The organism is Thiovibrio sp. Mzg5, assembly GCF_055379285.1.
Genome location: NZ_AP022872.1, coordinates 1,481,107 through 1,500,906 on the forward strand (window position 1 = coordinate 1,481,107; position 19,800 = coordinate 1,500,906).

General features: G+C 56.4%; 16 protein-coding genes. 12 read left to right on the plus strand and 4 right to left on the minus strand.

The window, feature by feature from the left end:
- The first annotated feature begins 235 nt into the window (after positions 1–235).
- The 8 genes from ACZ46D_RS06680 to ACZ46D_RS06715 all read left to right on the plus strand — a co-directional run bounded on the left by ACZ46D_RS06680 (position 236) and on the right by ACZ46D_RS06715 (position 10,102).
- Positions 236–3,196, plus strand: coding sequence for a 7TM diverse intracellular signaling domain-containing protein (locus ACZ46D_RS06680; protein WP_464926678.1), 2,961 nt, complete (start codon positions 236–238; stop codon positions 3,194–3,196).
- A gap of 165 nt (positions 3,197–3,361) precedes the next feature.
- The gene (locus ACZ46D_RS06685; RefSeq protein ID WP_464926679.1) at positions 3,362–5,047 is read left to right on the plus strand and encodes an AMP-binding protein; all 1,686 of its coding nucleotides are present in this window, start codon (positions 3,362–3,364) and stop codon (positions 5,045–5,047) included.
- A gap of 28 nt (positions 5,048–5,075) precedes the next feature.
- On the plus strand, positions 5,076–6,299 hold the full coding sequence (locus ACZ46D_RS06690; RefSeq protein WP_464926680.1) for an OmpP1/FadL family transporter: 1,224 nt from the start codon (positions 5,076–5,078) through the stop codon (positions 6,297–6,299).
- A 14-nt stretch (positions 6,300–6,313) separates the two neighbouring features.
- Positions 6,314–7,510, plus strand: coding sequence for a TraB/GumN family protein (locus ACZ46D_RS06695; protein WP_464926681.1), 1,197 nt, complete (start codon positions 6,314–6,316; stop codon positions 7,508–7,510).
- 113 nt (positions 7,511–7,623) lie between these two features.
- Positions 7,624–7,947 (plus strand): ribosome assembly RNA-binding protein YhbY, encoded by a 324-nt coding sequence (gene yhbY / locus ACZ46D_RS06700; RefSeq protein WP_464926682.1) that lies wholly within the window; start codon positions 7,624–7,626, stop codon positions 7,945–7,947.
- Positions 7,948–7,967: 20 nt separating this feature from the next.
- On the plus strand, positions 7,968–8,927 hold the full coding sequence (gene cmoB, locus ACZ46D_RS06705) for a tRNA 5-methoxyuridine(34)/uridine 5-oxyacetic acid(34) synthase CmoB (protein ID WP_464926683.1): 960 nt from the start codon (positions 7,968–7,970) through the stop codon (positions 8,925–8,927).
- A 42-nt stretch (positions 8,928–8,969) separates the two neighbouring features.
- On the plus strand, positions 8,970–9,119 hold the full coding sequence (locus ACZ46D_RS06710) for a hypothetical protein (RefSeq protein ID WP_464926684.1): 150 nt from the start codon (positions 8,970–8,972) through the stop codon (positions 9,117–9,119).
- A gap of 143 nt (positions 9,120–9,262) precedes the next feature.
- Entirely contained in the window at positions 9,263–10,102 is an 840-nt protein-coding gene (locus ACZ46D_RS06715) for a flagellin N-terminal helical domain-containing protein (RefSeq protein ID WP_464926685.1), read from the plus strand.
- Between the two features lie 149 nt (positions 10,103–10,251).
- Here the strand turns inward: ACZ46D_RS06715 and ACZ46D_RS06720 are convergent, their stop codons facing one another.
- Both ACZ46D_RS06720 and ACZ46D_RS06725 read right to left on the minus strand, forming a co-directional pair.
- Positions 10,252–10,902 (minus strand): 4Fe-4S binding protein, encoded by a 651-nt coding sequence (locus ACZ46D_RS06720; RefSeq protein ID WP_464926686.1) that lies wholly within the window; start codon positions 10,900–10,902, stop codon positions 10,252–10,254.
- A gap of 390 nt (positions 10,903–11,292) precedes the next feature.
- Positions 11,293–12,000, minus strand: coding sequence for an ankyrin repeat domain-containing protein (locus ACZ46D_RS06725; RefSeq protein WP_464926687.1), 708 nt, complete (start codon positions 11,998–12,000; stop codon positions 11,293–11,295).
- Between the two features lie 231 nt (positions 12,001–12,231).
- Here ACZ46D_RS06725 and ACZ46D_RS06730 point away from each other — a divergent pair, with 231 nt between their 5' ends.
- Entirely contained in the window at positions 12,232–14,118 is a 1,887-nt protein-coding gene (locus tag ACZ46D_RS06730; RefSeq protein WP_464926688.1) for a potassium transporter Kup, read from the plus strand.
- A gap of 42 nt (positions 14,119–14,160) precedes the next feature.
- On the opposite strand, the gene ACZ46D_RS06735 is transcribed toward ACZ46D_RS06730, so the two are convergent.
- Positions 14,161–14,427 (minus strand): hypothetical protein, encoded by a 267-nt coding sequence (locus ACZ46D_RS06735; RefSeq protein ID WP_464926689.1) that lies wholly within the window; start codon positions 14,425–14,427, stop codon positions 14,161–14,163.
- A 252-nt stretch (positions 14,428–14,679) separates the two neighbouring features.
- Here ACZ46D_RS06735 and ACZ46D_RS06740 point away from each other — a divergent pair, with 252 nt between their 5' ends.
- Entirely contained in the window at positions 14,680–15,657 is a 978-nt protein-coding gene (locus tag ACZ46D_RS06740) for a TAXI family TRAP transporter solute-binding subunit (protein WP_464926690.1), read from the plus strand.
- A gap of 15 nt (positions 15,658–15,672) precedes the next feature.
- Here ACZ46D_RS06740 and ACZ46D_RS06745 read toward each other — a convergent pair whose 3' ends face one another.
- Positions 15,673–17,409 carry an NAD-dependent malic enzyme gene (locus ACZ46D_RS06745; protein ID WP_464926691.1) on the minus strand — a complete coding sequence of 579 codons (1,737 nt, stop codon included), beginning with the start codon at positions 17,407–17,409 and terminating at the stop codon, positions 15,673–15,675.
- Positions 17,410–17,682: 273 nt separating this feature from the next.
- Between ACZ46D_RS06745 and ACZ46D_RS06750 the strand changes: the two genes are divergently transcribed.
- On the plus strand, positions 17,683–18,726 hold the full coding sequence (locus tag ACZ46D_RS06750) for a KamA family radical SAM protein (protein ID WP_464926692.1): 1,044 nt from the start codon (positions 17,683–17,685) through the stop codon (positions 18,724–18,726).
- A 95-nt stretch (positions 18,727–18,821) separates the two neighbouring features.
- Positions 18,822–19,757, plus strand: a complete 936-nt coding sequence (locus tag ACZ46D_RS06755) for a universal stress protein (RefSeq protein ID WP_464926693.1) — start codon at positions 18,822–18,824, stop codon at positions 19,755–19,757.
- The last annotated feature ends 43 nt before the right edge of the window (positions 19,758–19,800 follow it).

Consider the following 19,800-nt stretch of genomic DNA (forward strand, 5'->3'; position numbering starts at 1 on the left):
GTGGCACAAGCCGCTAAAAATTATTTACCAGCCCCCACATCTTTCCCGCCGCCTCCTCATTCCCTACTGGTACCTGGGAAAAACTGCCCTTATTAACCAGCTGATAAAACTCGACAAAAGTATTGTTTTTGCCTTATTTTTCATGTTTATACTGAATATATTCTTTATTCTCGCTTTTGGACCCAAAAAACACAAGGTCAATAATCATGCTGTCATGCACACGCTGGGTGGGTTCATGCGCACCGGATCAATGATGGGACGCTGCCTCCGATGCTTCGCGCTTTTTTGTCTCCTGGCGGCCCCGACAGTTGCCCGGGCCATGCCTGTCCCGGTGGTTATTACCCCGGGAAAAGGCTCATATCCCCTGACGAAACACCTTGAGCTTCTTGAAGATCCGACCGGAAACCTGACGATCACCGACATCGTTTCAAAGCAAAATGAGGCCCGGTTTACCCCCTCAACCGCCGACACCCCCAGCTTCGGCTTTACCACTTCGTCTGTCTGGGCTCGTTTTACCGTGAACAACAGCCTTCCCAGGTCCGTAGAATACTTTCTTGAAATAAAATACCCGCTTCTTGATCACCTCGATTTATATACCCCAACCGACACAGGCACCTTCACCGTTCTCAAGGCAGGCGACAGCTTCCCTTTCAAACAGAGAACCATCCAGCACAAGAACAACATTTTCCCGATCAGGCTTGCAGCGGGCGAAGAGAAAACCCTGTTCCTCCGCTGTGAGACGACAAGCTCCCTGAACCTACCGCTCGTACTGCATTCGCCCGCCTGCCTGGCCGAGGAAATCACCAGGGAGCAGACGCTGCTGGGCATCTATTACGGCATCCTGCTGGTCATGATGATCTATAACTTTTTCATCTATCTTGGCCTCAAGGACAGTACCTATCTCTACTACGTCCTTTTTGTCTTCACCTATATGCTGTTCCAATTGAGCGTCAATGGCATGGCTTTCCAGTACTTCTGGCCCAACCAGATTTGGTGGGCCAATAACTGCACACCCTTGTTTATTTTTCTCGCCTACATCTTCGCTACCCAATTCACTCGAAACATCCTCGATACGGCAAAAAATGTTCCCCGAATTGACACCATTCTCCGCGCAGGCCTCGCCCTCTCCGTAATTGGCGCCGTTCTGACCTTTTTTGTCGGCTACCATCTGAGCATCCGCCTCGCGACCCTGATGAGCCTGACCGTGGTTGCCCTGATCGTTGCAGGCTTTATCTGCATGATCAAAGGCTACCGCCCTGCCCGTTATTATTTCCTGGCCTGGTCTGTTTCCATGCTGGGAGTAACGGTGTATGCCCTGAAAACCTTTGGCGTCCTGCCCCACATCTTCATTACCCACTGGGGCATCCAGCTCGGCTCAGCCTGGGAGGTCATTCTCTTGTCCATGGGACTTGCTGACCGGTTCCAACTCATGAAACAGGACAAGGAGCAGATGCAAACCGTCTATGCCCGACAGCTCGAAGAGGCACACGGCAAGTTGGAAAAATCATTCCGGGACCTGGAACAATTTAAAGATTCGCTGGAACTCCTAGTTGAAGAACGCACGGCAGACCTAAGCCGGGTCAATGAGAACCTTGCCAGGGAAGCCAAAAACCGGCAAAAAGCGGAAGCACGGGCAGAAGCGGCCAGCAAGGCGAAATCCCAATTTCTCGCCTCCATGAGCCATGAGATTCGTACCCCGATGAACGCCATTCTCGGCATGGCGAACATGGCGGTGAAAATGGCGGAAACAACAAAGCTGCAACAGTACCTCACCATTATCCAAGACTCCGGCAAGGCGCTGCTGGCCCTGATCAACGACATCCTTGATTTCTCAAAGATCGAAGCCGGCCGCCTTGATCTCGAGTGCGCCAATTTTGATCTGCGGGAAACCGTGGAGAGCCTTGCGGACCTGTTCGGCAAGCAAGCCACGGACAAAGGTCTTGAATTACTGCTCAACGTGGAGGGCAACCCGCCCTGCGCCATGATGGGCGACTCCCTCCGCCTGCGGCAGATTCTGATCAACCTTGTAAACAACGCCATCAAATTTACGGAAAAAGGCGAGGTCGCCATCACGGCGCACTGTGAAAAGCAAAACGACGACCAGGCTGTGCTGCATTTTTCCGTGCGGGATACCGGCAACGGGATCAACCATGACCAGATCAGGCAGCTCTTCAGCGAATACACCCAGGCAGACAGCTCAACCTCCAGGCTTTACGGGGGAACCGGCCTTGGTCTTGCCATCAGCAGGCAGCTGGTCACCCTGATGGGCGGAGAAATCAGCGCCGAAAGCGAGCCGGGCAAGGGCAGCACCTTCCGTTTCACCATCCGGGTGCAACTGCAACCTCCGGAGAAACAACAGCCCCTCGCTCTTCCTGCCTCGGTCGCCGGGGCCAGAGTTCTGGTGGCGACAGATCATCCGGCCCTGCGGGAAACCTTGCTGGAGATGCTCTCCGATTTCGGTTGCAGGGCCGAGCCCCTTTCGCTTCCGGCAAAAGACGGCTCGCCCCTGCCTATTGCCCCCATGATCGGGGACCATGCACTTCTTGTTCTCGACAGCTCCCTGGCCGGACTCGACCTGCCCCTTTTCCTGAAAGAGCGCCACGCCAACCAGCCGGACACCCCTGCAATTCCGGTGATTATTCTCACTCCGCTCGACATAGAAACCGCCGCTGAAGGCATGAAAAACTGCCCGGGGGTCATCCTCCTGAACAAACCGATCAAGCAATCCTACCTCTACGAAGCCATTGGCGCCTGCCTGGGGACAACAACCACAACAGCCCCCCCTTTTTCGCCTGCGATGGAAAGCGACAGAAAACAGTTCAAGACCCTGGCCGGCAAACGGGTACTTGTGGTCGAGGACGACCCGGTAAACCAGATGGTGGCAAGTCAACTCTTGACAAGAGTTGGCATTCTGGTTGATATAGCGGGCAACGGTCAGGAGGCGCTCAACGCCTTGCAAGACAAAACCTATGACGCAGTATTAATGGATGTCATGATGCCGGAAATGGACGGTCTGACCGCAACCAGGGTCATCCGCCAGACGTTGCGGCTTGACCTGCCCATTATCGCCCTCACCGCTAACGCCATCAAGGGCGACCGGGAAAAATGCCTTGAAGCCGGCATGAACGAGTATCTGACCAAGCCTGTGGAAATTCAGTGCCTGTACCAGGCTCTGGAAAAATTGACGGTCTCGTAAAAAAGGAAAGCAGTCAGCGGATGGGCCTGGACCCATCGGCGCAGGTCCGCGACACAGGTAAGCGAGCCCGCGAGACTCCGAAACCAAAGAGTTACCGATTGCCAATCGTTGTAATCGCGGCTTTTTTTTGCGCTTACACCAAAAATTAATCGCTATGCAACAATTATGATCTCAACCACCATCACAACCTTGCCCCTGCTCTTGGAGGAAAGCGCCCACTCCTTCGGAGACCGGCCCGCGGTGGGTTTCGCCTTTCAGCCGCCCATGCGCTATGGGGAGTTCCACCAAAAATCTCTGGAAGTCGCGGCCCTGCTCAAGGAGCGCGGTATAAAAAAAGGCGACCGGGTGGCGATTCTCGCCGACAACTCCCCGCAGTGGGGCATGGCCTATTTCGGCATCGTCCGCCTGGGGGCGATCGCCGTGCCGATTCTCCCCGATTTTCCGGAGGCCGACGTCAAGCACATCCTGAACGAGGCCGGGGCAAAGATTATTTTCACCACCCAGCGCCAGCTGGAAAAACTCTATGAGCTTCCCGGCAACAGACTCAAGACCGTAATCACCCTGGATGACACGGCTGATCAGAACAATCTCGTGCCCACCACACCTTTCAGTAAATTTCTCATCACTGCCAGGGATCTCCCGGAAAAGAAAAAAGCCCTGGCCGCGGATCTGGCCGACCCGGACGACACCGCCTCGATCATCTATACCTCCGGCACCTCGGGCCACGCCAAGGCAGTGATGCTGAGTCATAAAAACTTTATCAGCAATGTCCGGGCCACCCTGTCCATCTTTCCCGATGAGCCGGTGCAGGGCTGGACCTTTCTTTCCGTCCTGCCCATGTCCCATGCCTACGAGTTCAGTACCAGCTTCCTGGTGCCGCTGGCCACGGGCTCCCACATTATCTATGCAGGCAAAACCCCAACCCCCACCGTCCTTGAGCGAATCTGCCGGCAGGAACAACCCACCATCATGTGCATGGTGCCCATGGTCATGGAAAAGATCTACAAAAAGAAGGTTCTCCCTGTCATCACCGCCAATGTTCTCATGCGGACGGCCATGAAGCTGCCCCTGGTCCGCCGAAAAATTCTGCAAAAAATCGGCCGAAAATTACAGATATTTTTCGGGGGCAAGTTGAAACTGCTCGCCATCGGGGGCGCCCCCCTCAACATCGAGGTGGAACGATTCCTGGCCGAATCCGGGTTTCCCTACCTAGTCGGCTACGGCCTGACCGAAGCCTCGCCCTTGGTCAGTGCCGGGCCATGCGGCGACCCGACCATCGCCCTGGGTTCGGCCGGCAAACCAGTACGGGATGTAGAAGTCCGGATCAGCAAGCCGGCCCCTGAAACGGGTTGGGGCGAAATCCTGGTCCGGGGCCCCAATGTGATGCAGGGGTACCGAGGCAATCCCGAGGCAACCGCGGAAGTCCTCGACCCGGACGGCTGGCTGGCCACCGGCGATCTCGGCTTTCTGGACCCGCAGGGCAATCTTGTTATCAAGGGCCGCTCCAAAAGCGTGATTGTCCTTTCCAACGGCGAGAACATCTACCCCGAGACCATCGAGGAGAAGATCAACGCCTTCCAGCATGTGGTGGAATCGTTGGTGCGCGAACGCAACAATCGCCTGGAAGCTTTGATCTATCTCGATTACGAGCTGATCGACGCGGAAACCCGGGGCAAGGACCAATCCCGGCAGCTGGACTATATTGCCGATATTCTCGCAGAGATCAAAAAGCAGGTGAATCAGCAGCTGCCCCAGTATGCGCAGCTTGCCCAAACAAACGAACACCGCGAACCGTTCACCAAGACCGCGACCCACAAAATAAAACGCTATCTCTACACCAGTACCCCCTGACCCGATGACCATAAAAAAAGGAGAGGAGATGAAAAAGAAAATCGCTGTTGTCGCCCTGAGCGGGATACTGGCCGCAGGCCCCGCCTTTGCCTCGGGCTATCGGATACCGGAACAATCCGTCAATTCGACAGCTCTGAGTGGCGCGTATGCCGCCAACACTCCGGCTGCGGATGCGAGCTATTACAATCCGGCCAACATGAGCTGGCTTGAAGACAAGTGGCAGACCGAAGCGAGCCTCACCTGGATCAATCTTTCCAGCATAGAATATACGGATACCCGCCCCGGTTACAGCAGCGGCTCCAAAACGGAAGATTTCGCCATGCCCAACCTGCATGTCGTTTCCCCGGAATACAATAACTTCCGTTTTGGTCTTTCCGTGGTGGCCCCGTATGGGCTTTCAAAACGTTGGGACAACTCCTTTCCGAAGACAACCGCAGAGGAGTTTACCCTGAAAACCTACGAACTCAACCCCACTGTTTCTTATAAAATAAGTGACAGGCTCTCCATTGGCGGCGGGGTGCGGGTTCTCTATGCCGAAGGAGTGGTGAAGAGCAACGGAAACGTCGGCGCCATCGTTGCGCGAGACATGGACGGCGACACCACCGAGTACGGTTACAACCTGGCCGCCACCTTCCGGCCTGTGGACAACCTCTCCCTGGCCGCCACCTATCGTTCCAAAATTGATCTGGACATTGAGGGTAATGCCAAACTTTCCCTGAACGGAACTCCATTATATGATAACTTCGCAGCCGTATCAGTCCCCGCCCCTGCGGTACTAACTTTGGCAGCCGCCTATACCTGCAACAGCGGCAAAACCACTGCCGAGTTCGCCTATGACAAGACCTTTTGGAATGCGTACGATCAGCTGGACTTTAATTATAACACCACTCTACATCCTATCTTAACCGCCGTATTTGACACCCCAAAGGCCAAAAACTGGTCCAACTCCGATGCCTTCCGCTTCGGCCTAACCCATAAACTCAACACTCAATGGACCGTCATGGCCGGATTCGCCATCGACAAGACCCCGATTCCGGATCAGACCCTGGGCTTTGAGCTACCTGATTCCGATGCAAAAATCTACTCCATCGGCGCGCGATACCAAGTCAACGAGAAACTTCAGATTGGTGCAGCCTATCTCTTTGACGACAAGGAAAGCCGCACTGTTGCCAATGCGGCCCCGAACCCAAGTGGCACTTTCGACAACTCCGCAGCCCATCTTGTTACCGCCGGGCTGCAATACCGCTTCTAATGTGACCAAAAAAAATGACTGAACCCACGGCGGCTTCCGCCCCCAATTATCCCCCGGATGTCCATCGCCTTAAGATGGGTAATCGGGAAATCTTTTTGATCGGCACGGCCCATATCTCCAAGGAGTCCGTGGACCTGGTCCGCCAGGTTATTGCCGAGGAAAAACCGGACTGCGTCTGCGTGGAGCTTGACGAGAAGCGCTACGAGGCCCTGGCCAAACGCAAAACCTGGGAGCTTCTTGACCTGCGGGAGATCATCCGCAAAAAACAGCTCTCTACCTTGCTGATCAACATGGTCCTGGCCTCTTATCAGAAAAGGCTGGGCGACCAGATGGGAGTCAAGCCGGGCACCGAACTGCTGGAGGCCGTGCAGGAAGCGGAAAAATACGGCATTCCCGTGGCGCTCTGCGACCGGGATGTGCGGGTCACCCTGCGCCGGGCCTGGCAATCCACCTCGTTCTGGCGCAAAAACTATCTGCTGGCCAGCATTCTCACCAGCATGTTTGAAGAAACCGAGATTACCGAGGACAAGCTGCGGGAGCTGAAAGAGACCGACGTTCTTTCCGAACTGCTGACTGAACTGGGTCAGGCCATGCCCGAGCTCAAACGGGTACTCATCGACGAACGGGACACCTATCTGGCGGAAAAAATCAAGGGAGCCAAGGGCAAAAAACTGGTGGCCGTGGTGGGGGCCGGCCATGTGGCCGGAATCAAGGAAGCGCTTGGCGAGGACCGCAGCGACCAGATGGAAGCCATCAACATAATCCCGCCCGTTTCCCCGGTCTGGAAGGTGGTTGGCTGGGCTATCCCCGCCGTCATCGTGCTCGCCCTGGTCGCGATCGCCTTCACCAAAGGCGCGACAGTGGCCGGCGACAATCTGCTCTTCTGGATTCTGGCCACCGGCCTTCCCGCCGCCCTGGGGGCCGTTTTAGCGCTGGCCCATCCCTTCACCATTCTCGGCGCCTTTGTCGGAGCGCCCATCACCACCCTGTTGCCCGTGCTCGGCGTGGGACATGTCACGGCCTTTATTCAGGTCATGGTCCAGCCGCCGCTGGTTATTGAATTTGAAACCGTCCTTCAGGACATGGCAAGCGTCCGTGGCTGGTGGCGCAACCGTCTGTTGCGACTTTTTCTGGCCTTTGTGCTGCCGAGCATCGGGGCTGTTGCCGGCATGTGGGTCGGCGGCTCCAAAATTATCTCCAACCTTTTTTAGGAGCTGTTACGAAACAACCTCTCCACTATTGAGCTGTTCGTTACCGCTCCTTATGCCGCCCCTGATCTCAGGGCGACGATAGTATCTTAATTACAACGGTTTAGGATAAAAACATGAGCAAAAAATTGTATCTTACGGGCAAAGAGGCCCGCCACCTGCGCGGCTTGGGGCACCACCTTTCCCCCCTGGTCATGATCGGCAAGGATGGCGTTACCGACAATCTCACCGCCGCGCTGGAAGAAGTGCTGGCTGCGCACGAACTGGTCAAGGTCAAGCTCCAGGACGGCTGCCCCTACGCCAGGGTTGAGGCCGCCGAACTGCTGGCCCAAAAATCCAAAAGCCGGATCGCCCAGATCATCGGCAAAACCTTCCTGCTCTTCCGCGAGAACAAAGAGCTGAAAGAGGACAAGAAGATCAAAGTGCCTTCCGGCAAATAGCGGTCGCCGTAGATTCGGATATGCGCGATTATCTTGACCTGCTGAAAACCGCTAACAAGGATGCCATCCGCACCCGCCGGGCAGAGACGGCTAGCCGGCTGGCCCAGCCCAAGAAGGGTTTCCTGCGCTTTCGCGAGCCCTATGAGGCCTTGCACCATCTGCAGGCGCAGTTCACCGATTTCAGCCAAGATGCGGTGACCATCGGCTTAGCCGATGAATTAAGCGAAGCGGACCGGTGCCTGGTGCATGAGGCCATGCGGGGTTTCATGCCCTGGCGTAAAGGACCTTTCAAGGTATTCGGGGTTGAAATCGATGCGGAGTGGCAGAGCTGGCGCAAGTGGAACCGGTTGCTCCCCGCCCTGCCCGACCTCACCGACAAGGTCGTGGCCGATATTGGCTGCAACAACGGCTACTACATGTTTCGCATGCTGCCACAGAAGCCGCGCTGCGTTGTCGGCTTGGAGCCCTTTCTCCAGCATTATTACTGTTTCAAGACTCTCCGCCACCTGGCCGGAGCCGACGAGCTGTTCATCGAGTTGATGGGGGTGGAAGATATTACTCTCTTTCCATCCAGTTTTGACGTGGTGTTTCTGATGGGTATCATCTACCATCGCATCTCGCCGGTGGAGATGCTGCGGGAAATCCGGGCGGCCATGCAGCCCGGCGGGATTTTGATTATAGAATCCCAGGCCATCCCGGGCGAAGAGCCGGTGGCCCTTTTCCCGGAGGAGCGTTACGCCAAGGTGCCGGGCACCTATTTCGTGCCCACGGCCAGTTGCCTGCGCAACTGGCTTATCCGCACCGGCTTTGCCGAGGTGGAGATCTTTTGCAGCCACCCCATGAGCAGCGAGGAACAACACAAAACAGCCTGGATGACCTTTGAATCCTACGAGGATTTTCTCGACCCACGCAACCCGGCCCTGACCGTGGAAGGCTACCCCGCCCCCCTGCGAATCTTTCTCCGGGCGGTAAACCCTTAAATAATCAGTGCAGATCAACCCTCTACCAAAAAAGGTAACAACATGGCAAAGCCGAACTATCAATACGAAAAACGGCAACGAGAGCTGGCAAAGAAAAAGAAGAAAGAAGAAAAGAAGCAGATGCTGCAGGAAAAAAAGGAACTCCCGTCAGAATCCGAGACAGATCAGCCAATGGAAGTCGAGGGAGACTAAAGCCTATTTTTTCACCCGGCACCAGCCTCTCGGCGCGGCTGACAGGACGGGCAACGCGCATCTCCTCAAGTTCACGGATATTCCCGCCCTCTTGACTTCCGGCGGCACATCCGCATAGTATAGGGTATACAAGGAGGCATGCCATGGCTATCACGATCAATAATAACAGCAGCTCTTTAGCCTTAAGCCAACTGGGGAACAGCCAAAAAAATCTCGCTTCATCCCTGGAAAAAATCGCTTCCGGGCGGCGCATCAACAAGGCGGCAGACGATGCCGCCGGAATGACCATCGCCGACAGCCTGCTCAGTCAGGCGCGGGGAACGGGGCAGGCGTTGCGCAATGCCAACGATGCCATATCCATGGCCCAGGTGGCGGACAGCGCCCTGGGACAGTCAACGGCCCTGGTGCAATACATCCGCGAAAAAGCAATGCAAGCCGCAAACGCCAGCCAAACTCAGGAAACTCGTCAGGCTCTCCAGAGCGACATCAACAACTCACTGGCTCAACTCGACAAAATCGCCCAAGAGACAACCTACAACGGACAACAGCTGCTCTCCGGCACCTTCGTCGGCAAAGAGGTGCAAACGGGCGCAAACAGCGGCGAAACCAGCAAACTGTCCATCCCCTCGGCAGCAGCGGATAAACTCGGCAGCCCAAACCTGGGCATGCTCTCCGAGGTCAATGTCCTGAGCCAGGAAAGCGCCCAGACCGCCATCAAGATTGCCGATGCGGCACTGGGGCAGATCGATGCCTCCCGGGCCGACATCGGCTCCACCCAGCAACAGCTTACCTCCACCATCAACAACTTGGCCACCACCGGCAGCAATCTGCTTTCCGCCGCCTCGACCACCGCCGATGTGGACCTGGCGGAAGAGACCATCAACTTCACCGCCATGAAGGTTCTGACCGAAGCGAAATCCTTTGCCTTGGCCCAGGCCAAGAACATGAACAAACAAAACGTCTTGAGTCTGTTGCAGGGCTAGACCTCCTGTTTTCAATAGGGAAACGGTCGAACCTTCCCCGCATCAGACACAAAAATGCCGAACCGCCTGGTATGGCGATTCGGCATTTTTCAAGAAGACAACAAAAATATTTTTAGATCGGGGCTCGACGGTTTATTTACGCAGGACGCCTAACGTTGCCCCGTAAAAAAAAGAGCCTTGCCGGGACAATTCACCACACAGTTGCCGCAGCGCATGCAATCGGCACTTTTTACCCTTCCCATGCTCCGCATACTACTTGGATTGGTCTCGATGGGGCAGACCTTCTCGCACAAACCACACTCGCGACAGCCGTCTCCAATCTGTAGTCGGTAAACCCGCGGCCCGATAAGTCCCTGTAGCATACCCATGGGACAGATACTGCACCAGGAGCGCGGTTTCCAAACAAGACCGATCCCGATAGCCAGCCCGGTGGCGATGCTCCACATCATGACAAAGGTCGCCCCAATCTTTTCCGGATCTCCACCGGACAGCATCAGCCGCGAGGTCAGCAGGCCCATCATAAGCACAAAGACAATCCACCTGAACCATTGCGCCTTGAAAACCGGCAGCATCTTTTTTTTTCGGCTGACCAAGGAGAGAGCCCGCTCATGGAAAGAACCCATGGCGCAGAACCACCCGCAATAATACCGGCCACGGAATAGGGCAAGAGTCAGCATGAGCAGCAGCATGGCGATCGCTATGTAGCCGAGATACGGCCAGAAATATCCACCGATCACCACAAGGGGCACAAGAGGAGCAAGAGCAATCTGCCAATATTTCCGATTCTTGTTTTCTTTCATCCTCACTACCCTTCGGACCATGGATCGCAATTTTCATCATAGTACCCACCGGAGGCCCCCCTGCCGATGCCAACTGCGTAAGATTAAGAATGTAATTAAAAAGTTCATTTCCTAAATAAGAAAAAGCTTAATCTTTGTCAAGCGAAAATAGCCCTGACACCTTGCCCGCAAGGCTAACAATACAAAAAAGTTACAATAACAATAATGATGCGATACGAATCAGCACATTGCCCCGTTCGGCTCTCCAGAGCCAGTTGGCAACTTACCAGAAAAATTAACAAAGAAGAGGAGCAAGTTTTTTTGCTCTAATAAGAATAAACCATACAGAAGCTTCACGAAAAGAGAGGCCCGTCCTTGTAACGCTGAAGTATCTGACCGGCAGGAAGCCACTCAGGCCCGGGTTTTTAGACCGGCTTCAAGCCGCAATACCATTGCGGCAAGTTTCTGGTTGTGCGCGACCTGATCACCCATATTCACCTTGAAATTTTCCCTGGCGAATTGGGCCGCGGTTCGGCCATCTTCCGAAACAAGCCTGAGGTCCGCGCCCCGATCAAGAAGCAGATTGACGACCTCAATCCGCCCATTTTTGGCCGCCGCCATGAGCGGGGTCAACCGGTTTTTCCCCACCCGACAATTCGGATCCGCCTTGTAATCAAGAAGAAGAGCAGCGATCCGCGCATCCTCCTTGTGAACCGCAAGCCAGAGCGGCGTCCTGCCGTCATGGTCGGCTACATTCGGCTGAGCGCCAAAATCCAACAATCTGGAAACAATGGCCGGATTGCCTGGGGCGATGGCGCAGTGGAGCGCGGTGGTGCCGTCATCCGTGGCAGAGTTGACCGCTTCGACAGTGGCCTTGACCAGGACATGATCGATCCCTTCCTCAAAACCCTGGGCAGCCGCCTGCATGAGAATGGTCTTACCGGTTGCATCGACCACAAAAAAATCGTCCTGGCGATGGAACCGTCCGAAAAGCCCCATCTTGTGGTCATTCCCTTCTTCATCAAGCAATTCCCTGGATTTGCTCACCCTGACCAGGAAAAAGGTGACAATTGCCACAAGGGCAAGGAGAGCAAAGATAGCTGTATATCCATCGGGCATGCGTGCGACTCCTCTTGTTCCGCTCCGGGTCTTCGGAATGGGGAAAGCGTGCGCCGATTGTCAGACAAATCGTTGCGCTCTCCCTTGGGCTGAAACACGATGCCACAAGCATAGCACTGAAAGCCCCGGAGGCAAAGCGCAGAAGGGAGCAAAACGGAGTTTTTTTTGTTGCTCTTTTGCGGACAATCGCCAATAGTGGCGGTTTATTGATAAGCAAAGGAAGAGTGCGGCATGAGCATCCCCTCCAAAGAAATACACGGCAAAAGACTAACTGTTCTGTCGCTTGCGGCCCTGGGCGTTGTTTTTGGCGACATCGGCACCAGCCCCCTCTACGCCATGCGGGAATGTTTCCATGGCGAGTATGGCATCACGGCCTCTGCCGACAATGTGCTTGGCGTATTATCCCTCATCTTTTGGGCGCTGCTGCTCATTGTCAGCGTCAAATATCTCGGCTTCATCCTCCGAGCGGATAACGAAGGCGAAGGCGGAGTCCTGGCCCTTACCGCCCTGATCAAACCGAAAAACGTCAAGTCGCGCACCCCCCAATGGGCCCTGGTAGGGATCGGGCTCTTTGCCGCCTGCCTGATGTATGGCGACGGCATGATCACCCCGGCCATCTCGGTGCTCAGCGCGGTGGAAGGGGTGTACAACATCACCCCGCTGCTGGAGTCTTATGTCATCCCGGCCACCATTATCATTCTGGCCGGGCTGTTTCTTCTGCAAAAGCGGGGCACCGCCAAGGTGGGCCGCCTGTTCGGGCCGATCATGCTTCTCTGGTTCTTCGTGCTTGCAGTTCTCGGCATTGCCCAGATCATACGCTGCCCGCAGGTTCTGGCCGCCGTCTTTCCCTGGCACGGCATCAACTTTCTTCTCGAAAACAGAATGCACGGCTTCATCGTGCTGGGCGCGGTTTTCCTGGCGGTCACCGGGGCCGAGGCAATCTATGCCGACATGGGTCACTTCGGCAAACGGCCCATCCAGCTGGTCTGGTTCCTGGTTGCCTTTCCGGCGCTGATTCTCAACTATTTTGGCCAGGGCGCCCTCTTGCTTGTCAGGCCGGAAGAAGCGTATCACCCGTTCTACGCCCTGGTCCCGGACTGGGCCATGATCCCCATGGTGCTCCTGGCCACTTGTGCCACCATCATCGCCTCCCAGGCCGTAATCACCGGTTCTTTTTCCCTCACCCGCCAGGCGATTCAACTGGGATACCTTCCCCGAATGCGGATCACCCACACCTCGTCCGCCCACATCGGCCAGATTTATGTGGGCCCAGTGAACTGGGCTCTGATGCTCTGCACCATCGGTCTGGTCCTGGGCTTTCAATCGTCAAGCAAGCTGGCCGCCGCCTATGGCGTGGCCGTGAGCGCGACCATGCTGATCACCACCACCCTCTTTTTTGTGGTCGCCAGCAAGCGCTGGAAATGGAACCCGCTGGCAGCCGGGCTTCTCTCCGCCCTTTTCTTTGTGGTTGATCTCCCCTTCTTCGGGGCGAACATGAGCAAGATCTTCCACGGCGCCTGGTTCGCCCTGGCCATTGGCGGCTTCTTTTTCCTCATCATGCTGACCTGGGAACAGGGCCGCGAAATCCTTGGCAAGAAAATGCGGAGCCTGACCCCGAGACTGGAAGAATTCAAGGAGATGCTGGCAAACAATCCCCCGCAACGGATCAACGGCCAGGCCGTGTTCCTGACCCGAGGCCACGATATTGTGCCCGCCGCGCTGATGCACAATCTGAAGCACAACAAGATTCTGCACTCCGAGGTGGTTTTTCTCAACATCCGTACCGAGGAGATTCCCCGGGTGCCGAATTTCGAGAAAATCGAGGCCGAAAAACTGGGCGCGGGCCTCTACCGCATCATTGCCCACTACGGCTTCATGGAAGAACCGAAGATTGACACCATCTTCGCCCTGTCCCGCAGCAAGGGGGTGAATCTGGATATGAAAGAGGCCAGTTTTTTCCTGGGCCGGGAAAAACTCTCCATCAGCGAACACCCGGAGATGTGGCGCTGGCGCTCGCACCTCTTCCTCTTTCTGGCGCGCAACGCCATGGATGCCGCGGCGTTTTTCGACATCCCCTCGGACCAGGTCATCGAGGTTGGCGTCCAGCTGGAGCTGTAACTGAGGAAGACGGATTTTCCCTCTGGCTCCTGACTCCGCCGTTCATACACCGGCGCGGTCAATCCTCCGGTTCCGGAAGTACAGCAAAATATCCCCCGCCACCATGATCCCGTTCAGGATATACAGCCCGATCACCGGATCAGGGCTGAAAAATATCTTGTGCAGGATTCCGGAAACATACCCCAGGAAAACCACGCCCAAAAAGAAGAGGCTCTTGCCGGCATTGGTCCGAGACCGGTAGGATCGACACAGGGAAAAGGGCCAGGCCGCGCCGAAACAGATCAGCATGGCAATTTCAAAAACACTCATTTATATCTCCCAATCGTTTTCTCACGGAGTGTTGGCCACCGATATTACTTTGTCCTTTTTTGTTCTTGTCTTACGGGCCTGTGGGCTTTTTCCTTTTTTTACCAGACTATCTATATTGCGCCGGCCAAAAAAGAGCAGTACTCTTTTCACAGGATAATAGGACCGACGTGCATCGGTGCAACTCTTTGACGAGCACACCCTGGCCGAGCCGAGGTTACCGAGACGCTCAACTTCTCAACAGAGAACCTTCCCATGGCAAAAAAAACTACCCGCCTCGCACTGCTCATCTTCTCTGTGGCACTGCTCCTAGTTCTTTCCTCTGCCCCGCCAGTCCTTGCCCTTCAAAAAAACATGGTGTTTCTGGGCGGTCCGGCCGGGGGCACCTTCCAGCAGGTGGCCGAAGCCATCGAGACCTACCCAGGGAGCAAAGCCCTCTCTGCCTTGGGCGTCAGAGCCCAGCCGTCCGCAGGCTCCCTGGAAAACCTGCGCGAAATCCATACCGGCCAAGCCGATTTCAGCCTGGTTTACTCCGGCCATGCCTACCTTGGCCGTAACGGGCTGCTGCAAGACGACAGCAACACCTATGACAAGGTCCTGGCCGTGGCCTCCCTCTACGGCGCCCCAGCCCAGCTCGTGGTGCGCAAGGGCTCGGGAATAAAGAGTATCAAGGATCTCAAAGGAAAAAGGGTGGGGGTCGGCAGCCCCGGCTCAGGAGCCTTTGCCAACTGCGAACTTTTCTTCAGACATCTGGGGGTCTGGGACGCCATCATCCCCGTCCATATCGGCTACAACGAGGTTGCCCTGGCCTTTACCAACAAACAACTCGATGCCTTCTGGTTGTTTACCGCTTTCCCAAATAGCGCCATTACCATGGCAGCCAGAATCGGCAAGATCGATCTTCTCAATCTCGATGCCGAAGCCAGGGCCAGCGGCTTCTACAAGAAATACCCCTACTTCACTCCCCGCACCCTGCCTGCCGGGACCTATCGGGGGGTAAACCACAATACCCCTTCCTTCCAGGACTCCACCCTCTTGGTCGCCGGCGCCGAGGTGCCGGACGAGGTGGTCTACCGCTTGCTTACCACCATCTACGACAAAAAAGGGTTGCGCCACATGGGGCGAAAAGTTCCCGCCCTGAAAGATATGACCCGGCGCTCCGGCGCCAGGGGGGTTGTCATTCCCATGCATCCCGGCGCCATCAAGTTCTGGAAAGAAAAAGGCCTTCTCTGAGCTTGTGCTCCGGAATCACCGGGGCACAAGCGGCAGATACCTGGGCTGCCAGCCCATCATCTCCACCAGGCGCTGCAACCGTTCCCGCTTGTAATCATGCTGGTAGGTGCTGTACACGCAGGGCTTGGCTACCCCCCGGCCGATGGCCGTTTCCCCCACGGCCAAGGCCACGGCCAGACTTACCTCGCGCAGCCGGGCCACCGAGGGCAGAAGAATGCCTTTCTTGAGATCCGCCGCCTCCACCTGCCCGGCCACTGCCTGGGCCGCGGCGGTAAAAAACTGGGGCAGCACCTCCTGCGCGCCTGAGGCCATGACTCCCAGACCCACCCCCGGAAAGATAAAAACATTATTGCACTGCCCGACCCTGACCGGCATTCCTCCGACAACTACCGGCTCAAAGGGGCTGCCCGTGGCGACCAGGGCGCTGCCGGAGGTCCATTTATGGATATCGGCGGGCACCGCCTCGGCCTGGGCCGTGGGATTGCTGAGCGGCAGAATAACAGGCCGTCGGCTGTTGCCCTGCATGGCTTGGACAATATATCTGCTGAAAGCGCCGGGCTGACCCGAGGTACCGATCAACACCGTAACCCGAGCCTTCTGGATCACGTTCAACAGGCTGCCGTCCGTTTTCGCCGCGTACCAGTCCAGGGCTGCCGGGTCCTTGGCAAATTTCCGCTTGTATGGTGCAAGCTCGCGCTCGGTGGTCACCAGCCCTTTACTGTCCACGGTGAAAATCCGGGCTCGCGCCTCTTCCGGGCCGAGTCCGGCCTCAATAAGCGCGGTCTCGAGCTGTTCGGCAATGCCGACCCCGCCCGCACCGGCGCCATAAATCAGATAAACCTGTTTGGCAAGTGATTCCTTCTTGATCTTCATGGCGGAGAGCAACGCCGCCAGAACCACGGCCCCGGTGCCCTGAATATCGTCATTGAAAGAGACAAGATCATGCAGATAGGTATCGCGGATGGCAAAGGCCTTCTGCTTGGAAAAATCCTCCCACTGGCAAAGGGCATGGGGAAACACCGCCTTGAACGCCTTGGCAAACCGCCGAACAAAGTCGAGATACTCATCCCCGACCAAACGGGGATGCCACCAGCCAAGATAGTTCGGATCGTTCAAGAGCGCGGCGTTGTCCGTCCCCACATCAAGGGAAATGGGCAGACAATGCCAAGGCGCCACCCCGGCTCCCTGGGTGTAGAGCATAAGCTTGCCAAGACAGATGGAGATTCCGCCCACTCCCTGATCGCCGATGCCGAGAATGCCCTGATTGTCGGTGACCACCGCCACCCGAATCTGTCTGGATTTGAACCGGCCCAGAATCTCCTCGGCCCGGTCAATGTTGCCCGGGAAAAAATGCAGCCCGTTTGCCTTGCGGAACATGGAAGAATACTGTCGGCACGCCTCGCCCACCGTGGGCGTATAAATGATCCGCATGAAGCGCTCAATATCGCTGGCGATAACGGCATGGGCCAGGGTCACATTCCGGTCGTAGAGGGAGCGCAGATAGACAAACTGCTCCAGGTCGCTGGGTTTACCCGCCAACACTTCCAGACAGTTGTCCACCTGCTGCTCCAGGGTGCGGACGCTGGGAGGCAGGGTGCCTTCCAGCTGGAGCTGCTCCCGCTCCTCCCTGGTAAAGGCGGTGCCCTTGTTGGTGAACTGGTTGTCATACACCCCGAGCCAGCGACTGAAGACCTCAATCACCTTGGTGTTGCCATAGGGATCATACTGAAAGCGGAAGCTGTTTTGCGGCATGGATACGCTACCTGGGCTGAGGTTTGGCTGCGTTGCATTCAAGAAACACGACCATCGTTTTCTGGCGGCAAGACCAACTTCATTTTTTACCACTTCCGCCTCCATCCTGACCAGTTTTTTTCTCCTGCCGGTTTTTTTAAAACACAACCGGAAGCATGCGCAAAATATCTTGAAGCGGCCCCGTCTTTGCGGTAAAGGCCCATTGCACCGCCGCCCGATCTTGGGTAAGCTTTGTGCCGCTGTTTTCTTCTCCTTTTTTACCGGATTGTAACGATGACACACTGGAACAACCTGCTGGCCCGCAGCATAACCACCCCCGAACAGCTGGGCCGCCATTTCGACTGCGATTGTTCGGTTCTGAAAACCGTGACCGAACAGTTCCCCATGCGGATCAACCCCTATTACCTCGGGCTGATCAAGGGTCCGGGTGATCCCCTCTGGCGGCAGGCCGTTCCCGACCCGCTGGAACTTGAAGACGAAATCTGCCTTGCCGATCCCCTGGACGAGGAAAACCGCTCGCCGGTGCCGAATCTGGTCCACACCTACCCGGACCGCGTTCTCTTTCTGGTGGCCAGTCAATGCGCCATGTACTGCCGGTTCTGTACCAGAAAAAGAAAGGTGGGCACCAGCCGCATGCTCGTCAACCGGGAAACCATGGAAGCCGCCTTTGCCTATCTCCGCAAAAACAAACAGATCCGCGATGTCCTCATCTCCGGCGGCGATCCGCTGCTCTTGAGCGACGAGACCCTGGCCTGGCTGCTGGACAACCTGCGGGCCATCCCCTCGATCCAGATCATCCGCATCGGCAGCCGGGTTCCCTGCACCCTGCCCATGCGGATCACCACCCGACTGGCCGGTATCCTCAAGCGGTATCACCCGCTCTACATCAATACCCATTTCAACCACCCCGACGAGATAACGCCCGAGGCGGCCAAGGCCTGCGCCCGTCTGGCCGGGGCCGGAATCCCTCTGGGCAACCAGACCGTCCTGCTCAGGGGCGTCAACGACAACGCCGCGACCATTACCAAGCTCATGCACGGACTGCTCATGATCCGGGTAAAGCCATACTATCTTTTCCAGGCAGACATGACCCGGGGCACCAACCACTTCAGGACCCGAGTGGAGACGGGCCTGGGGATCATGCAATCCCTAATCGGCCACACCTCCGGCCTGGCCGTGCCGACCTTCGCCATTGACGCACCGGGCGGCGCGGGCAAGATTCCACTTACCCCCAGCTACCTCACCAGCCTTGGCAAGAGTGTCACCTTGACAAATTATCTCGGCGCGCCGTGCAGCTACCACAACGATCTTGATTGATGGCCTTCCCCATCCCGTTTTTTTCTCCATAGCGATTGCCTCGACCAGCCAGGTTTGGTACCCTTTATTCAGGACCAGGCACAAGGAGGCCACGCATGTTGAAAAAAATCCTCATCGCCGTTGACGGCTCACCATACAGCACCCATTCCCTCCGCTACCTCGGCCAGCTTTTCCAGCAGCTCCCAGACATCCATTTCCACCTTCTTTCCCTTGTCCCGGCAAGCGGCGCTGGTTCCGCAGCCAAAGACTGGCTCACCGAAGCGGAGCTGCTCAATACCGTAAGCCCGGCCACCCGCAACCTGCTGGCCGTCCAGAAAAAATACATGCTCCAGGCCACCGACACCCTCAAGCGGCTTGGCATTGCCGAAGAACAGGTGCACACCTCTGTCCGGCTTTCCCAGCGAAGCGTGGCCCTCGACATCATCCAGGAGGCGCGCCAGGGGAAATACGACGCCCTGCTCATCGGCCGCCGGGGCATCGGCAAACTGGAGGAGATGATCATGGGCAGTGTTTCCGCAACCATCCTGGAAAAATGCCATGATGTCCCCCTGTGGATCATTGATGGCCAAGTCAACTCCTGTAAATTCCTGGTGCCGGTGGACGGCACCTGCCATTCCCTGAAGGCCATTGACCATCTCGGCTTTATCCTTGCCGGCAACCCCTGCGCCGAAATAACCCTCTTTTACTCAAAAGCCCTGCTGGGCAGCCATCCCAAGATCGAGCCCAAGGATTTTTACGCCATCTGGGGCGAAGCGTGGTGCGAAGAGCATCTGCGCAGGGAAGACAGCCTTTTCCATGCGCCCAAACAACTCCTCATTGACAGCGGCTTTCCACCGGAGCGCATCTTCTGGCTGGAAACCTTCATGGGTATCGACCCCAGCCGCCAGATTCTTCGCCAGGCGCTGATCGATGATTTCGGCACCATCGTCATGGGCCGCCGAGGAGAGGAGGTCAGCAAAGGCATCTTCCGGGGTGTTTCGGACCGAGTACTGCTCATGGCCGAAGAGGTGGCGATCTGGATCATCGGTTGACCAACGGACGATATCCGTTGACAGGCAAAACATTTACACATAC

Bases quoted from the DNA above. Each gene is read 5' to 3' on its own strand.
- yhbY (WP_464926682.1), top strand. From the start codon at position 7,624: ATGAGCAAAAAATTGTATCTTACGGGCAAAGAGGCCCGCCACCTGCGC.
- ACZ46D_RS06685 (WP_464926679.1), top strand. From the start codon at position 3,362: ATGATCTCAACCACCATCACAACCTTGCCCCTGCTCTTGGAGGAAAGC.
- ACZ46D_RS06680 (WP_464926678.1), top strand. From the start codon at position 236: ATGCGCACCGGATCAATGATGGGACGCTGCCTCCGATGCTTCGCGCTT.
- ACZ46D_RS06730 (WP_464926688.1), top strand. From the start codon at position 12,232: ATGAGCATCCCCTCCAAAGAAATACACGGCAAAAGACTAACTGTTCTG.
- ACZ46D_RS06690 (WP_464926680.1), top strand. From the start codon at position 5,076: ATGAAAAAGAAAATCGCTGTTGTCGCCCTGAGCGGGATACTGGCCGCA.
- ACZ46D_RS06745 (WP_464926691.1), bottom strand. From the start codon at position 17,409: ATGCCGCAAAACAGCTTCCGCTTTCAGTATGATCCCTATGGCAACACC.
- ACZ46D_RS06720 (WP_464926686.1), bottom strand. From the start codon at position 10,902: ATGAAAGAAAACAAGAATCGGAAATATTGGCAGATTGCTCTTGCTCCT.
- ACZ46D_RS06710 (WP_464926684.1), top strand. From the start codon at position 8,970: ATGGCAAAGCCGAACTATCAATACGAAAAACGGCAACGAGAGCTGGCA.
- ACZ46D_RS06755 (WP_464926693.1), top strand. From the start codon at position 18,822: ATGTTGAAAAAAATCCTCATCGCCGTTGACGGCTCACCATACAGCACC.
- ACZ46D_RS06740 (WP_464926690.1), top strand. From the start codon at position 14,680: ATGGCAAAAAAAACTACCCGCCTCGCACTGCTCATCTTCTCTGTGGCA.
- ACZ46D_RS06715 (WP_464926685.1), top strand. From the start codon at position 9,263: ATGGCTATCACGATCAATAATAACAGCAGCTCTTTAGCCTTAAGCCAA.
- ACZ46D_RS06735 (WP_464926689.1), bottom strand. From the start codon at position 14,427: ATGAGTGTTTTTGAAATTGCCATGCTGATCTGTTTCGGCGCGGCCTGG.
- ACZ46D_RS06725 (WP_464926687.1), bottom strand. From the start codon at position 12,000: ATGCCCGATGGATATACAGCTATCTTTGCTCTCCTTGCCCTTGTGGCA.
- cmoB (WP_464926683.1), top strand. From the start codon at position 7,968: ATGCGCGATTATCTTGACCTGCTGAAAACCGCTAACAAGGATGCCATC.
- ACZ46D_RS06695 (WP_464926681.1), top strand. From the start codon at position 6,314: ATGACTGAACCCACGGCGGCTTCCGCCCCCAATTATCCCCCGGATGTC.
- ACZ46D_RS06750 (WP_464926692.1), top strand. From the start codon at position 17,683: ATGACACACTGGAACAACCTGCTGGCCCGCAGCATAACCACCCCCGAA.